Origin of the sequence: Leptospira selangorensis, assembly GCF_004769405.1 — a bacterium.
GTDB classification, from domain to species: Bacteria; Spirochaetota; Leptospiria; order Leptospirales; family Leptospiraceae; genus Leptospira_B; species Leptospira_B selangorensis.
Genome location: NZ_RQES01000018.1, coordinates 550,775 through 566,361 on the forward strand (window position 1 = coordinate 550,775; position 15,587 = coordinate 566,361).

Sequence of the window (15,587 nt, forward strand, 5' to 3'; positions counted from 1 at the left end):
CTACTTACGCACTAAGTCTTTAATCGAATCTAAAGTTGGAGAAACCCAATCTTCTAAGAGAGGTTCTCTTTTAAGAGCTTCTTTTTTGAATAAAAGATCTTTATTAGAAAGTGAAATTTCGCTAGCTTCATTGATCTTACGTGCAGTTTCGATCGCTTTCCAATAATTTTGCAAAGCTTGTGCAGTATAATTTTCAGACTCTTGCACATTTGCTTTTTTAGAAAGAGTCTCGTAACAAGCACCAATATTATTATAAGCGGCAGTCAGAGTTTGATAAACTTCTTGGTGATATGGATCTTCCGTTTTAGGAGAACTCATTTGAGGAAGTTTTTCTTCCATATCATCTTTTACTCTTAGGAAATATCCAAGAGCGGTTTTTGTCTGGCCTGTATAGAAGAAAGCATTTCCTTTTGCCATGAGAAGAGTAGGATTATAATATTCGTCCTTGTCTTCGAAACCTGTCCAATCCGCCAAAGACTTGTCAAAGTCGGAGTCCATATACTCCACCCAGCCTTTGAAAAATTTCATTTCTCTCAACAGGGGCTGAGGAAGTTCTCTTCTCCATTTACGGATAAGATCAAACTTAGGTTCTTCCGAATCCACTTTTGCGAATTCTTGGAGGGAGTTTCTAAGTTCGTTCCTTCGGTTTCTTTTTTCTTCCTCTTCTTTTAAGACAGAAAGACTTTTTCCGTCGGATTCGGAGCGGGACCGGAAAGGATAAATTTTTCTTCCAGGAAATTCTTTGAGAGAATCTTTGTCGGAAAGTCCGGCGGACAATAAGTATCTGATCTTTCCTAAATCAAAATGGATACGAGCAGGATTTCCCTCGAATAATGTTTCGTCTTCGTCTTTGGAACCGAACCAACGCTCGCTGTTTGTATAACGAGATTCTGCCTCTTTTAAAAGATCTTTTGCTTCTTCGAAATTTCCTACACGGATAGAATGTTCTGCAAGTTCCAGAACTGCCAACCAATGTTTAGGATCCAGAGTGGCCGCTTTTTCGAAGAACCTTCTAGCATTGCTGTTCTCTTTTTGAGAAAGATAATATTGTCCGCGTTGGTAATAACCTTCTGCGTAATCTTTTCCTTCTATCTCAACTCCAGTCCTTTCATCTTCCATGGACTTTCTGTAGATAGTATCCAAGAGACGGATCGCGCTTTCTTCTATCTCTATTCCGGAAACTTGGTCTATAGGATTGATATTATATTTGATCCTAAGTTCTTCCGGATCGATTGCAGCATAAAAAGATGCTAACTTTGCAAGAGTGTAGAAGGGGAGTTCCGACTCCATGTCCAGATTGTTCCTAAGCAGACGGTGGTGATTTAAAACGAATTGAGGATCCCCACTTTCTTTCCACATTTCTAAGTAGGTGGAAACAAGCCCGGCTTGGCCAGGGATACTTTTAGGATTTGCTTCTACAATTCGATTGTAAAAGGACGCTGCTTTTCCGAATTCTCTTCTATTATAATATATTTTAGCGATACCTGCGGTGGAATCCTCATCATAAGGACTTTCTCCGTCAGTGAATACCTTGGAATAATAATCAACTGCTAACGCGTCGTTCTTATATCTTCCTTTTTTGCCTTCTGTAGGTTCAGCAAAATCAGGCATGATTTGAGAATGGAACCAACCTAGATTTCTGTAGGTTTGGTTATCATGAGTCCTTTCTTTTAGTCTCATTGCCAGGAATGCACCGGCGATCAAAACTTTTCTAGGAGTTTTTTCCTGGTCTAAAAGGAATTTGATCCCTTCTATTCCTTTGTTTACAACCGCGCTGGTTTTTAGCTTTTTATCATTCCAGGATTCTCCTTGGGCCAATCGGACCATAGGAGATTGTTCTCTTTTATTCCAAGAATCTAATGTTCCCATTCCTAGATCCGGCTCTATCTTACCGAATAATTTCTGGAAGGAATATTCGTATTCTCCCGCACGGCTGTATTCCACTCCGTACAGGTTCATGTATTTCAGATTGTAAGGATCGATATCGAATCCTTTATCATAAGAATCTTCTATACTGATCAGATATTTTTTTCTATCTTCTTCGCCCAAAGTTCCTGCGAATCTTTTGGCGCCCATCTCACGTATCTGTTCCAGACCTGCTTCGTAATTTTGAGCGGCTTGTCTAGGAAGAATGATATGTTTATAAGTGAAATAACTTCCAAATCCGATTAAAAGTGCTGCTGCGGCCGCGAAGAATGTCCTGCGGATCTTCTTCCTTCTTTCTAATACACCTTCTCTTGTATAGATAGGGTCGGAAGAAATGATAGGAACACCGTCTGCGGAGTAAGCTCCACTTCTATCCGTAAGAGCGACTGTAACTCCTAATGCGGATGATAAGAATGCGGCAATATCCTCAGGGCTACTTTCTATTTTAATAAGTTCTAATAGATCTCTTTGGGCCTTTTTAGAAAGACGGTCTTGGACTATCGATTCTATGACAGTTCTTCGTAAAAGAGGAGGGTAACGAAGTATTTCTCTTTGGATGATTGCGAGTTCTTCGTCTGTGAGAGACTTATCTATTTCGTCCTTATCTTCTCCGCCTAAAGAACGTAAGTCTTCTTCGAATGCGGCTGCTCCCAGATCTTCGTCTCCCGAGTCTGAATCCAGATCTGGGGAGAAGCTTGTAAAATCGGAAGATTCCGGAACGGATTCCATTTCCATCGCGGAAGCAGGCTCTGCTGCAAAATCAGCGAATGGATCCGATTCTGGAACAGAAGTTGCGCTGGAAAGATCCGAGAATGGATCGTGGTCTCCGCCGGAAACAGGTGCAAAGTCTGCGAATGGGTCTGAATCTGTAGGAGCTTCGGCAAAACTATCTCCGCCAAAATCTCCCGAGTCGGAAGGTTCTGAATCGAAACCGCCTAGGTCTCCGAAATCTGAATCGCCGGATGCAGGGGAGGCACCAAAAGGGTCACCTTCTTCTAAACCAAATTCATCTCCAGGAGTATCTTCCATTCCGGAAGCATCAAATGCCGCAAATGGATCGTCGGTGTCTGAAGAAGCAGGAGAATCAAAATCTTCTAGACCGGAACCTCCAAGCTCTTCTCCTCCCATACCAGCGAATGGATCATCCGAATCCGAGCTTGGCCCTGTGTCAAAATCATCCATTCCCAGATCGGAATCCGCAAATGGATCAGCACTAGGAGTAGAACCGAAATCTTCGTTAGGAGAAGTTTCAAAAGGAGTATCTAGATCAGGAGCAGAATCGAATCCACCGAATGGATCTTCTTCGCTTGTAGGAGCCCCGAAATCTTCTAAACCGGCTGAAGGTTCTTCTGTTTCGGAAGGAGCTCCAAAATCATCCAGACCTGAGTCCGCAAATGGGTCAGATTCAGGCTCTGGAGTTGCAAAATCACCGAAATCGTCGGATGCTGTAGGAGCTTCGTCAAATCCTCCGAAAGGATCTTCTCCTGCATCTGCGCTTGGTTCGCCCCCTTGGGAAGGCTCAGTTAATAATTCATCAAGATCGATATCATCGTCTTCAGAGAAAGATAATGGCTTTGGCTTTTGGATAGGTGTAGGAGCTTCGTCTTCGTCGCCTAAATCGAAACTTTCTTCGGATCCTTCTTCCGGTTGGTCCTCATCATCGTCCCCGATAGATATAGGAACACCGTATCCCATCTTCTCGCGGAACGAGGAAAGCATAGGATTCAAATCTTCGGAGGATTCCGGATTCTTGTTTAACGGATCCAAGATGGAGCGGATCTGCTCCAGTTCCTGTTCTGAATAATCAGCCATAAAGTCCTTCCAATAGTATCGGCTGGTCTCGGAAAGAGCAAAGATTTTTTCCTTATGTCGGATCTAGGACAGGTCCCGGAAATACGCTTAGGGTTTCCGGGAAAACCTACGACAATCGGTTTATGGTGCATAAAGCCAAGGCGGTTGCCTTACTTACCTTGATATTGACCTTCGCCCTTGCTGCGGAAGACGCGGAAGATTGGATCGGAGCCTTCCGGTCTGTGGATTATGAAGAAGGGGAAGAAGCCCTTCCCGAAGAAAAAATTTATTATTTCTGGCAATTGGAAAATTTGAGAAAGGCGGTTCCGCCTAGATTCATCCGATTAGTGGATACATTCTCCGCTTTAAAGACCGGAAAACTATTAAACCGTGGAGTTTTGTTCAGTTACGAGGGTCTTGCAAACGACGAGGTAAGCGTTTGTGGAGAATTCAGTCATTGGCAATGTGTTTCCTTACAGAAGAATGATAAGGGAATCTTTTATGGAGTAGTGGACATCCACGGAGACCAACTCTATGAAGCAAAACCGGCTTACGAATACAAGTTCAAGGTAGACGGCATATTCACACATGATCCTGAAAACCCAGACACGGTAGAAGATGGAGAAGGTTCTTTGGTATCCAGGATTGCATTCAGAGAAGGTGGACCCAATAAACAAACAAGCACCAGGGTTTTAGAAGATTCTCCTTACGAAGAAAAAGAATTTAGAACCGTTGAATTCAGAATTTATCAACCCCAAGCAGAATCAGTAAGTCTGATCGGTGATTTTAATCATTGGGATCCAGAGTCCGATTTTTTGATCAAAGAAAGGAATGGAACCTTTAGAGTAGTAAAGAAGTTAAAGCCTGGTGAATACCAATACAATTTTTTAGTCGATGGAAAGATCGTTGTAGATACTTATAATCCTCTTACAGTGTTAAGAGAAGACACAGGCGAGATCTCTTCTGCATTAGTAGTTCCTACCAGAACCGGGGTTTTGGAAAGAAAGAAGATTGACCCCTAAGGCATAAGAACGGATTGTTTAGATCCGTTCTATGGAAAAGTTTCGTCTCTCCGTATATTTTGTGATCGGGATCATAATCATCCTGATCGTATTTACCCTTTTAAAAAGTTGGTTCGTATACGACCGAGGGATCGAGCTCGCAAAACATCCGTCTAACAGTATCCAGACTGTATATGTGGAACCGGATGATGATCTGGTGGAACATTCAGCTGTAGTTTGGGGAAAGTTCTTATACTACCCGCTTGGCTTAAATAGGGACAGAGAAAACTTCGGTCCCCGCAAAACATTAAATCATGCTCAAAACCTTGTATTTGTTGATCTTCAAACTGGAAGAAATCGTAAGGTATTCAATAAAAGTGTATATATCTGGGATTATTTTTACGGAGCAGAACCTGAAAAGTCGAGTTCCGATCCGGAAACACAGGAAGTTTCAGAGGATGTGTTCCCTAGTTTAAAAACTGGAAAAAAATTCGTGATCGTTGGAATGCCGGAGGATACCAACAAAGACGGATACTTAAATCAAAAGGATTCCAAAAAGGTTTTTGTATACGATCCAAGCTATGACGAACTACTTCCGGTTCTCCCCAAAAAATTCTATCTGGAAAAAATCCTACCGGATACTCCGGAAAACAAGCTAGTAATGATCGTAAAAAGGGAAGAAGAGTCCGGTCCCAGCAAAAAGAAACCGAATCTTCCTACATTATATATTTATGATACTCTTCAAAAAAGAGGTCAGATGATAGAGCGCCCTTAAGGTTTTTACGAGCGCTATATTTCTACTCTTCCTGAGCTTCTAACCATCTTTCTGCTTCAAGAGCAGCCATACATCCTGAACCTGCAGCAGTGATCGCTTGTCTGTAAGTTTTGTCCTGAACATCGCCGGCAGCAAACACACCATCTACACTTGTACGAGTTGTACCGGGAACAGTTTTGATATAACCTGTTTCATCCAAATCCAATTGGCCTTCGAAAATTTCGGTATTCGGTTTATGACCGATCGCGTAGAATAAACCGCCCACAGAGAGTTCTTTCGTTTTTCCTGTGGTAAGTTCTTTTACGGAAAGGGAAGTGAGTTGGTTTCCATTTCCTTGCGCACCCTCTACGGCAGTATTCCAGATAATTTCTATCTTAGGATGAGTGGTTGCTCTTTTCTGCATGATCTTAGATGCTCTTAAAGAATCTCTTCTGTGGATCAAATACACTTTAGATGCAAATTTGGTTAAGTGAGCCGCTTCTTCTACTGCGGAATCTCCTCCACCTACAACAGCTAGTTCTTTATTTCTGTAAATTGGAAGTGCACCATCACAAACCGCGCAGGCAGAAATTCCTTTTTGCCAATAAGAATCTTCCCCTGGGATGAACATTCTTTTTGCAGTTGCACCTGTTGCAATAATCACAGTTTCTGCTTCAATCAGTTCATCGTCGGACCAAATACGGAATGGTCGTTTAGAAAAGTCCACTTTGGTGATTGTTTGTGTGATAATTTTAGTGCCGTATTTTTCGGATTGAGCACGGAATAGATTAGTAAGTTGGGTTCCGTCGATTCCTTCCGGAAAACCTGGGAAATTTTCCACCTCAGTGGTTGTGGTGAGCTGTCCACCTGCGGCGATTCCTCCTGCCATAAATCCTTCGTACATAACAGGGTTCAAATTCGCTCTTGCTGCGTAAATTGCAGCAGTATGACCCGCAGGACCGGATCCAATGATGACTACTTTATGGGGCATCTCATTTCCTCTAATGATTTAGAATGATTCTAAATTGATTTTATTTTTAGACTGGGGAATTGTAAAGTAGATCTTTTTTTTCGAGAAGAAAGAGTCGGAATTCCAACAGTCCCATTCCTAGATGAATTGTCTTGTCATCCGGGTAGGAATCCAAATGCTATCCAGTATTCATGGATTTCGCCAAAAAATCGTTTTTCGGCCTAGTTTTTTTGATCTTAATCTTCCTCGGAACCGAAGCCGGTTTGGTTCTATTACGCAGTCCTTCTCTCCAATACTATAGAGATCTCAAACTCATCCACAGTTTTCATCCGGATTATTACGTGGCTCTTGCGCCGGGCGAGTCCAAATATGTCAGCCATTTTGCCGGAAAATGGGAAGGCCAATTTACTATCAACTCTCTGGGCCTTCGTGGAAAAGAAGAACCCATTCCTGGAAAACCGAAACTTCTATGCTTAGGGGATAGTTTGGTGATGGGATTCGGAGTAGGGGACTCCGACACATTCTGCCAACTTTTGGATGGAATCCAATTAAAGGGAGAAGCAAGACAGGCTCTGAACCTCGGAGTAGACGCCTATGGATCCAGAGGTTCTTATTACAGACTCAAAGATATTTCTTCTAAATTGGACAATGTAAAAGAAGTATTATTCTTCATTTCTCCAAATGATTTCGATATGCCGGAAGTTCTTGCAAAAAAAGGAATTTTGCCTGACGACCAAACGGACGCGATCCGAGAAAAAGATCCGAACTACGCTAGGAATTTTAAATTACAATTTATTTTAACAAGAATTTCTTATACACTCCAAGCTCTCAAGCTGGCTTATGAGCAGATCCAAGTTACATTTGCAGTCACTAAACTTTCCGTTTGTAAAGAGTTGGATTCGGCCGGATTTTATAGATGTCGCTTACTAGACGGAGACGAAATTTCAACCCAGCCAAAATTAGCATCCGGAAATCTAGTTTCTTATTTTGAGTCTTCTTTTTTCAGACCTATTAAAAAGCCTAACTGCGATTCGGATATTACACCAACTTCAGCTGTATTTGGAGCCATGTGCCCTGAACCGGTTCCTTCTCATGTGACCTGTATGGATTCTGCTCCTTCTTTAGAAACTCTTCCGGTTTTACCTGAACTCACTCAGGAATATTATCAAAAGATGATAGATCTTGCGAAGGAAAGAGGATTTAAACTGGTCCCGGTAATTCTTCCTATCCAAATAGAAGAGATCTATTGTTATAATAATGGAAAATACCATCCGTTAGAAAATTATGCAACCCGTGCTTCCGCATTTTTTGAAAAACGTGGAGTAAAAGTTTTACGTTTTAAAAAGGAAACCGGATCGATGTGCGGTTTTGATCAGAACGGTAAAAAATTCGGGATTTTAGACCATTATATCCCTGAAGATGGGCATTTTACAAAAAGAGGAAATATTTGGGCGGCGGAATCTCTTAAGGCCAAATTGAAGGAGACTGACCTTGCTCTTTAATTCCCTTCATTATTTATTTTTCGCACCCATAGTCATCTTAGTTTATTTTCTGGTACCTTCTAGGTTCCAAAAACTTTGGCTATTAGTTACTAGCTTATATTTTTATGCGGTTTTCAGAGTTCCATTCATCTTATTACTGATCTATTCCATAGCGATCACATATTTTTGTACACTTTGGATGGATAAGTCAGAATCCAGATTTGGAAAATTATTTTTCCTGAATATAGCTATCTGGGGAAACCTGTCTTTACTTTATTTCTTCAAGTATCTGGACTTCTCTTTTACGGTCTGGAATACGATCCTCGGGCTCGTTCCTTGCGAACCATATTATGCGTATCCTTCCGGGATACTACTTCCAATGGGGATTTCATTTTTCACCCTTCAGGCGATTGCTTACGCGGTGGATGTATATCATAAAAAGGTAAAAAGAGCGGAGAGTTTATTTCAGTTCGGATTATTTTTAAGTTTTTTCCCACAATTGGTAGCAGGACCGATCATCCGTGCTCAGGATATGCTCCACCAATTTCTGGACACGTACACATTCAAAAAAGAAAATTTGTTACCAGGGATCAGACAACTTGCCTGGGGACTTTTCAAAAAAACATTCGTAGCGGATCCAATCGCAGCAGTAATCGATCCGGTATTTGCGGATCCACTTCATTATGGTTGGTTCTCTTTAGCGGTCACAGGTTCCTTATACATCATCCAAATGTATTGCGACTTCTCCGGATATTCGGACGTAGCCATCGGAACCGGAAGGATCATGGGCTTCCATATCCCGATCAACTTTAGACAACCGTTCCTTTCCCAAACAGTTTCGGAATTCTGGAGACGTTGGCATATTTCATTCAGCTCTTGGTTGAAAGAATACGTGTACATCTTCTTAGGTGGAAATAAAAAAGGGATCTCCAGAACTTATATCAATCTATTTCTCACAACATTCGTGAGTGGGATCTGGCATGGAGCGGATTGGAATTTCGTTGTCTGGGGATTTGTTCATGCAAGTTTAATGGTGATCGAAAGATTCGCATTCTCTTTCGAACGTATTAAAAATTATTGGGATAAGATCCCAAGCACCATCAAAGTAGCGTATCCATTCACTATCTTCGGGATTTCCATGTATTTCTTCCGAGCAAGACCAGTCGAAGGGATTGGAAATAGTGTCCAGGTAGGTTGGGCGATGGTAAGTAGAATGTTTTCCGGGGTCGAAGGTGACTTCTTGCCAGTACCGTTATCCGTTCTTTTTACGGTGTTTATCCTTATGCTCGGGGATTATCTGATGGAAAAAGAAACTCCTTGGGCCAAAAAACTTTTCGAGAATCGAATCTGGGTCTATGGGATTTCAGGTATTCTGATCTCTATCTGTTTTATCTTATATAGTGTGACAGTAAGCGCACCTTTCTTATATTTTCAGTTCTAAAATTTGCTCACGCGGAGACGCAAAGCCACAGAGGGGGAAGTCTTAAAATTTAATTTCTCTGCGACTCAGCGCCTCTGCGTGGAAATTGCCCTGAAATTATTTTAATGAATATCTTTTACTATTTCTTCCGCTATAAAATGATATAACGCTGGGTTCGGATGCCCGTCTTTCGGAAGAAAGATCTCCCGATTTGATTTTTGCCAGAAATCGAAAATCGGCTTTTGCAAATCGAGCACGGAAATTCCGGAATCAATTGCGATTTGTCGGACTTCTTTCACTAATGCGGAATCTACTACAGGCTCATAGCTTCCGGAAGGTTCAGGAAGAAATACCAGAATAAGTGGTATCTTATTCTCTTTTACAAATTTAAACAAAGAAAGAGCTGCTTGTCTATGAGGATGGTCTGGGCCCAAAACGGAACCGCTAGAAGGAATTATTAAATTATCTGCGGCTTCAGGCTTGTACTTTTCATAAACAATTTTGAATGCGTTGAATACAGCGCTATATTTAGAAAGAATATAGGAAACTCGAACGAATATCCTTTTTTTAACGGAATTTTGTAATTCTAGTTCTCTAAAAGAATCAGTAAAATCGGAGATATGATAAATCCAATAGGCAGCTTGAGGCGGGAAAGAATCCTTCAGAACTTCGGTTAGTCTTTCTTGGATCCCGAAACTCCCGAGTGCATCCACTCCCAGATTTCGAACAATGCCAGTTCTTTTATTTTGGACTAATTCATTTTGTAGGGCCCAAGGGAGGCTTTCTTGGTCGCTAACCAAGTATCCTAAGGCAACAGAATCTCCTAAAATCCAAATTTCCGGTGTATCCTTGTTGTAGGAGTTCCTACCCGCGCTTTCGGGGACATCTATACCAACTGGAGAAGTAATCCTTTCCCCTCTAAAATCAGTGGAAACATGATATCTAATATTTTTTTCAGGATGATACAAATCCAAACTTTGGTTGGAACAAAGCCTCATCCATGGGATAGATAAAAAACTTCCGGAAGTTTCTAAACAATGAAGTTTTTTATCCACTAATCTGAATTGAACGGAAGGAAAATAAGGAAGTCTAAGTAAAACTTCTAAAAGTAAAAAAAGAAAAATAGAATATAATAAAAACTGAAAACGAATTTTCCTAGAATAGGTAATATCTCTCATTTACCTGAAGTTTCCTCGTAGAGTTTTTTACCGCAGAATTCGAATAATCTTTTGGATGCGGGATTGGATTCAGGGATCCGGTTCTCTACAAAACGTTTTCTTTCCGAAACATTCTTCTTAGAATCTAAGATACAGGAACTTAAAAACCTGGCTAAACTCTCTCTGTCCTTATCCCAACTTTCCGAAAATCCCCTCAAAACGGTTTCAGTCTCGTCTCTGGATCCCGCCAATAAGTAAATTTCCAAAAGATAAAGAAGTATCTCCGGATTTTTAGGATCTTTTTTGAGAGCTTTTTCTAGATAGAGGGCGGCGGATCCGGGTGCTTCTCCACTTTCCGCTAAAAGAATTCCTAAATTTTTATTCGCAGTAAAATTTTCAGGATTTTCTCGAAGTGCTAAATCGTAATAATATAAAGCCTCTGCAGTGTTGCCTTGCGCTTCTTTTTCTCTCGCCTTACTTGCTAACTCACCCGAGGAATCGCAATTCAAAGCAATTTGGGACATAAGCAAAATTATGGCGTATCGGAACTTCTGTCTCATTTCCATAGTTTTTTTTCCCTTAGGGGATAAGAAAAAGGGCAGTTTTTTGTTATGTCAGCCCGTCGAATTTGTACAATTTACGGGCCTCCTCGTGTCGCAATCTTAAAAAAGTTTCAATCTCGAGGGAGAATTTGTCCGAAGGATTTAGTACTGTAATAATCGGAAGCGGGACTAAGAAAGTGACATCTTCTCATAAGAATCTACTGCAAAATTTTCAAGAATACCTCTCGGTTGAGAAGGGTCTGAGCGACAATTCCATTTACTCGTACGGATACGATCTGAACAAGTTTAAGAACTTCCTCGAAAAAGAACATATAGACTTCTTGGAAGTCCAAGCGAACGACATAGTTCGTTTCTTGAACGAGGAAAGGAATCGTAAGATCTCCGCAAAGACGATCGCTCGTGAAGTGGTTGCCATTCGCCAATTTTATAAATTTCTAAAAGACGAAAAGAAGCTGGATTCAAATCCAACGGAGAAGATCGAAACTCCGGAAGTGATGAGATCCATCCCCGATTATCTGACCCAAGAAGAGATCGAGGAATTGTTCAATGTGATTAAAGAGGATAATCTTTACGAACTCAGAGACAAATGTATTTTCGAACTTCTATATTCTTCCGGACTTAGGATCTCTGAAGCATGTAACCTAAGACTAACGGATATGGATATGTCCGGAATGACTCTCACTGTAGAAGGTAAGGGCGGACGCCAAAGACTAGTTCCATTCGGTGAGAAATCTTTGGACATTCTGAATCGTTACTTAAAACAAAGCAGACCTTATATTCTGAAAAACAGAAATTGTGATTATCTTTTCGTTTCTAAAAAAGGATCTTTCATCAACAGAAAATCCGTTTGGAGACTTCTGAACCATTATATCAAAAGAACAAATATCAAGAAAAAGGTGACTCCACATACTCTGAGACACTCTTTCGCGACCCACTTGTTGGAAAACCATGCGGATCTAAAATCGGTTCAGGAACTTTTGGGGCATATCGATATTTCGACTACCCAAATCTACACTCATATGGCGAATAAAACTCTGAAGGAAGTTCATAAGAAATTCCATCCTAGAGGATAATTTCACCGGACCTAATTTTGGCCGAGATCAAAAAAACCGACTATTCGAATCAATTTCGGATACAAGTTCCTTCCCATCCGCGTTACGTGACTGTAGCGCGGAACTTCGTTTATAACCTAGCAAGAGAATCTGGATTTTCACTCTATGATGCTGCCGATCTGAAATTGGCAGTGGGGGAATGTCTTTTGAACGTGATCAAACACGCATATCTTGGAAAAACGAATTATCCGATCTTTTTAGAAGTTACGGTTCTGGAAAACCGTATGGAAGTTCGTATTAGGGATTTCGGGGTCCAAAAAAATATTTCCGAGATCAGAGGATACGATCCGGGAGATTATAGGGAAGAAGGGATCGGATTGTACCTGGTACGAAAACTAACGGATCATTTTTATATAGACCAATCCGGAAAAGGGAATCGCCTGATTCTCACAAAAATGAAATAATTCAAAAGAACGGCTTGCAGAATAATAGAATTGTCCGTCTATTCTGTATAATCCAAGCATATGCTTTCGATAACCCAAATGAAATTTATCTCCATACTAGTATTTTCGATCTTTATTCTTTCTTGTAGAAAGGGACCATCCTTGTCCAAAGAAGAAGTAAAGGATCTCAGCCAAAACTATATTAAAGAGTTATGTAAAAAGAATTTAGAATGTTCTGCTCAGTATCTGGAATCACTTCCTTCCGGAGAACAGAGAGCCGCTAAGTCTGGATTTTCTTCCCTAGACCAATGTATGGCCGAACAAAGTAACCAGTCCATTCTTCCTGACGATTATGAAAAGGTCACGGACCAGCAGATCGGAAAAGTGAAACGTTGTATGGACGACCTTCTTAAAACTCCTTGTTCCGAAATGGAGCAGTCGGGTGGGATCCCGTCTTGCAGGGAATTATTTCCGGACAGTAACTGAGAGCTTTTTAATCCGCAGAAGATTCAGATTCTGAAGATTCTTCCTGTAAAAGGCCGAGTCGTTTCGGTTTTACCTTAGAATGAGCGATCTGTCCATCTCCCCCTAAATATAAGAAAGAAGGACCTGGGATTTCCTTTAGTTTTACGCTGAACTTTTTATTCCTGCCCAGGTTTGCTTCTACTCCCGGGAAAATTTCTCTTTCTACTTCTATAAATGAATTTTTATCGGGATCGAAGGATAGTATTGCTGATTGTTCCTGTGCAAACAGGTTTTCCAGGATAGAGCTGTATTTTTGACGGATCGCTTGAAGTTTAGGAAGACTATCTTTTTCTTCAGGGCTCAAACTTCTTCTTTGAGAATCGTCGCTTAGTTTTTGGATACTAGTATCTACTTTTTTTAATATATCTTGGTTTTTACGGATCTCCGATTTTAGATCTTCTAACTCGGAAAGAAGTTCTGGAGGCATTCCGCAACTGAGTACGGTTCGTGTCTCCACAATGGCTCCTAATTTAGTGCAGGTAATCATTTTTCCTGCAACACATTGACCCCCGATGATTTCTCCTCTTCCGCCCCTGACAACTACGGATTCTCCTGCTATCAGTTCAGAGTGCATCGCCGCTTCTTCGATGAAGATGGAATTTTTAGCGATCATCTTTCCTTGTTCTATAAATTTCGCGTAGATATCGGCTCCTGATTCTATCATTCCTCCGTTTCTTCCCATAAATCCTCCGGAAAGAACGATATCTCCTTTTGCTTTTAGGAAAACTTTACCCACTGATTTTTTAACTATGATGGATCCGTCGGTTTCCAGGGTGAAACCGTCTGCGATGGATTCTTCTACGATGATTGTACCTGGAAAGTTAATGTTTCCTGTGGAGAAGTCGACATTCTCCAGTAAACAAACCTCATCCACACGAATGACGCCGAAACGATCGATGAGAGGTCGGCCGTCTATCAGAGATTGTACTAAATTTCCATCTTCGGAAATTTTAACATTAGGACCTAGTTTCCATTCCGCTAGCTTACCTTCTTCGAATGGAAGTACTTCTCCTTTTACGTTTTTGCCGGGTTTGCCCGGAGAAGGGGAAACTTTTTCAGCAAGTTTTTGGTTCTTCTTCACACTTTGGATGATCTGTATATTTTTGAAGTCCACTCTTCCGAATTCATCTTCTTCCAAAGTTGGTGCGCCTGGGTGTTGGAATAAAATACGTATATCCCCATCTTTTCCAGGAATGGGAGATTCACCTTGGGCGACTAGAGTTCTTTTTCCGTAATCGTCCGCTTGAGAAAGTTTGAGTATTGATTCTTCTATAATTCCGAAAACGATCCCGCTCACTTGTAATTGAGCAAGTATCTCGTCTCTAGTTAATAATTTTCCGCCGAATTTTGGTGGATGGAGAATACCATGGACTGTCATTTTATCTTCTGAAATTTTCAAGTCCAAGCTGGAGGCTTCCGGTTTGCCTGGCCATTTTCCGATCAGATGTGGTTCCGAGTCTTTGGACTTTAAGATACGTTTTACTTCTTCTTCTGCGATCCCTGAAATTTTAAATACATCCAATCGTTTTAGAATTTCACGATATTCTACTTCCTTTCCTTTTTTTCCTGCGGGGAAGATGGTGAGATACGCGAGTCCGTCCAGATTTTCTACCTTGAAAAATCCGTTTTCGTTCTCTTCTAGATCTTTTAATAGGGATTCTGTAAAATTGCGGATCGAGTCGCTCATCCTGGGGGGCCGTTGTTGGAGAGTAAGTCCCATCCTATTTTTTACAATCGAAAACCTGTAAAAAGACTTAATGGCTGAGGACCGAAAAACTCCTAAATTTGTCTATTTTCAGACTGGGTCTAGTACGTCGAAGTTACTACAACCCTTCCTTTTTTGAAAAATTATGTCCTTGAAAAATCGTCAAATCGGCCGATGATCCTAGGGTAATACTATGGCATTCAACCCATTCTCCATTCTGACCAATATCAGGGTATCGATAGACCAAGTTCTGGGAAATCTCCCTCCAAAAGTGGTAAAGACGATCGGAAGCGCAGCTCTCAGCTTGGCGGTCCTGGTAGCGGTCGTTCTAGGTTGGTTCAGTTTCCAAAAAGGTTTGGCATTAGCGGGAGAAGAGGACCAGGCCAAAGAATTAGATCGTAAGGCATTATTTTTAGAAGATATAGAAAGAGAATACAACCGGAAAAGAAAGGACGTAAGATGGAGCGATCCTTCTTACTCTGATTCCGGAAGTTCTTCTTTGGATATAGAAAGATACGGTTTGGAAAAACCGAAGATGGACCCTTCTTCCCCTAAACCTGAGCTGGAAGAGTCGGACACGATCCGTAATTCTAAAATGAAGGATGGGGATTCCAGAGTTTTCTTTCCTACAGAAAATGAAAGGCCTGCTCGTGAGGATTTAGCTCCGAGCGATAAGAGCTCGGATTCCCCTCGTTTGGAACCGAACACAAAACAGCCTAGTAGAGAACTTCCTGCAGAAAAGGAAGAGTCTAGACTGAGTCGTCCACCTAGAAAAGAACAAAGACCTAGGGGAGAATGA

At 41.2% G+C, this 15,587-nt stretch carries 13 protein-coding genes; 8 read left to right on the top strand and 5 right to left on the bottom strand.

Annotated elements, in window-relative coordinates; all coding sequences use genetic code 11:
• A complete protein-coding gene (locus EHO58_RS15015; protein ID WP_135680449.1) occupies window positions 1–3,738 on the bottom strand; it encodes a tetratricopeptide repeat protein in 3,738 nt (1,245 codons plus the stop codon).
• Window positions 3,739–3,860: 122 nt separating this feature from the next.
• Here EHO58_RS15015 and EHO58_RS15020 point away from each other — a divergent pair, with 122 nt between their 5' ends.
• Together EHO58_RS15020 and EHO58_RS15025 are read left to right on the top strand one after the other, a co-directional pair.
• Window positions 3,861–4,739 (top strand): early set domain-containing protein, encoded by an 879-nt coding sequence (locus EHO58_RS15020; RefSeq protein WP_135680450.1) that lies wholly within the window; start codon window positions 3,861–3,863, stop codon window positions 4,737–4,739.
• 31 nt (window positions 4,740–4,770) lie between these two features.
• Window positions 4,771–5,493: a hypothetical protein gene (locus tag EHO58_RS15025; RefSeq protein WP_135680451.1), complete on the top strand. Its 723-nt coding sequence runs from the start codon at window positions 4,771–4,773 to the stop codon at window positions 5,491–5,493.
• 22 nt (window positions 5,494–5,515) lie between these two features.
• Here EHO58_RS15025 and trxB read toward each other — a convergent pair whose 3' ends face one another.
• Entirely contained in the window at window positions 5,516–6,463 is a 948-nt protein-coding gene (trxB, locus tag EHO58_RS15030) for a thioredoxin-disulfide reductase (protein ID WP_135616441.1), read from the bottom strand.
• A 170-nt stretch (window positions 6,464–6,633) separates the two neighbouring features.
• On the opposite strand from trxB, the gene EHO58_RS15035 reads away from it, so the two are divergent.
• On the top strand, window positions 6,634–7,944 hold the full coding sequence (locus EHO58_RS15035) for an LA_2490 family SGNH/GDSL-type esterase (protein WP_135680452.1): 1,311 nt from the start codon (window positions 6,634–6,636) through the stop codon (window positions 7,942–7,944).
• Window positions 7,934–9,364 carry an MBOAT family O-acyltransferase gene (locus EHO58_RS15040; RefSeq protein ID WP_135680453.1) on the top strand — a complete coding sequence of 477 codons (1,431 nt, stop codon included), beginning with the start codon at window positions 7,934–7,936 and terminating at the stop codon, window positions 9,362–9,364. Before EHO58_RS15035 ends, EHO58_RS15040 begins: the two co-directional genes overlap by 11 nt.
• A 101-nt stretch (window positions 9,365–9,465) precedes the next feature.
• On the opposite strand, the gene EHO58_RS15045 is transcribed toward EHO58_RS15040, so the two are convergent.
• Both EHO58_RS15045 and EHO58_RS15050 read right to left on the bottom strand, forming a co-directional pair.
• Window positions 9,466–10,521: an LA_2486 family SGNH/GDSL-type esterase gene (locus EHO58_RS15045; RefSeq protein WP_135680454.1), complete on the bottom strand. Its 1,056-nt coding sequence runs from the start codon at window positions 10,519–10,521 to the stop codon at window positions 9,466–9,468.
• Entirely contained in the window at window positions 10,518–11,066 is a 549-nt protein-coding gene (locus EHO58_RS15050; RefSeq protein WP_100724731.1) for a tetratricopeptide repeat protein, read from the bottom strand. The genes EHO58_RS15045 and EHO58_RS15050 overlap by 4 nt, the downstream gene beginning before the upstream one ends.
• 173 nt (window positions 11,067–11,239) lie before the next feature.
• On the opposite strand from EHO58_RS15050, the gene xerD reads away from it, so the two are divergent.
• Genes xerD through EHO58_RS15065 form a run of 3 tightly spaced genes read left to right on the top strand, consistent with a single transcriptional unit; the run spans window position 11,240 to window position 13,044 of the window.
• Window positions 11,240–12,136, top strand: a complete 897-nt coding sequence (gene xerD, locus EHO58_RS15055; RefSeq protein WP_100724756.1) for a site-specific tyrosine recombinase XerD — start codon at window positions 11,240–11,242, stop codon at window positions 12,134–12,136.
• A 17-nt stretch (window positions 12,137–12,153) separates the two neighbouring features.
• Window positions 12,154–12,579 (top strand): ATP-binding protein, encoded by a 426-nt coding sequence (locus EHO58_RS15060; RefSeq protein ID WP_135626253.1) that lies wholly within the window; start codon window positions 12,154–12,156, stop codon window positions 12,577–12,579.
• A 60-nt stretch (window positions 12,580–12,639) separates the two neighbouring features.
• Complete coding sequence (locus tag EHO58_RS15065; RefSeq protein WP_135680455.1) at window positions 12,640–13,044, top strand: LA_2478/LA_2722/LA_4182 family protein; 405 nt, start codon at window positions 12,640–12,642, stop codon at window positions 13,042–13,044.
• A gap of 7 nt (window positions 13,045–13,051) precedes the next feature.
• Here the strand turns inward: EHO58_RS15065 and EHO58_RS15070 are convergent, their stop codons facing one another.
• A complete protein-coding gene (locus EHO58_RS15070) occupies window positions 13,052–14,770 on the bottom strand; it encodes a DUF342 domain-containing protein (protein ID WP_135680456.1) in 1,719 nt (572 codons plus the stop codon).
• Window positions 14,771–14,981: 211 nt separating this feature from the next.
• Between EHO58_RS15070 and EHO58_RS15075 the strand changes: the two genes are divergently transcribed.
• A complete protein-coding gene (locus EHO58_RS15075) occupies window positions 14,982–15,587 on the top strand; it encodes an LIC_11485 family protein (protein ID WP_135680457.1) in 606 nt (201 codons plus the stop codon).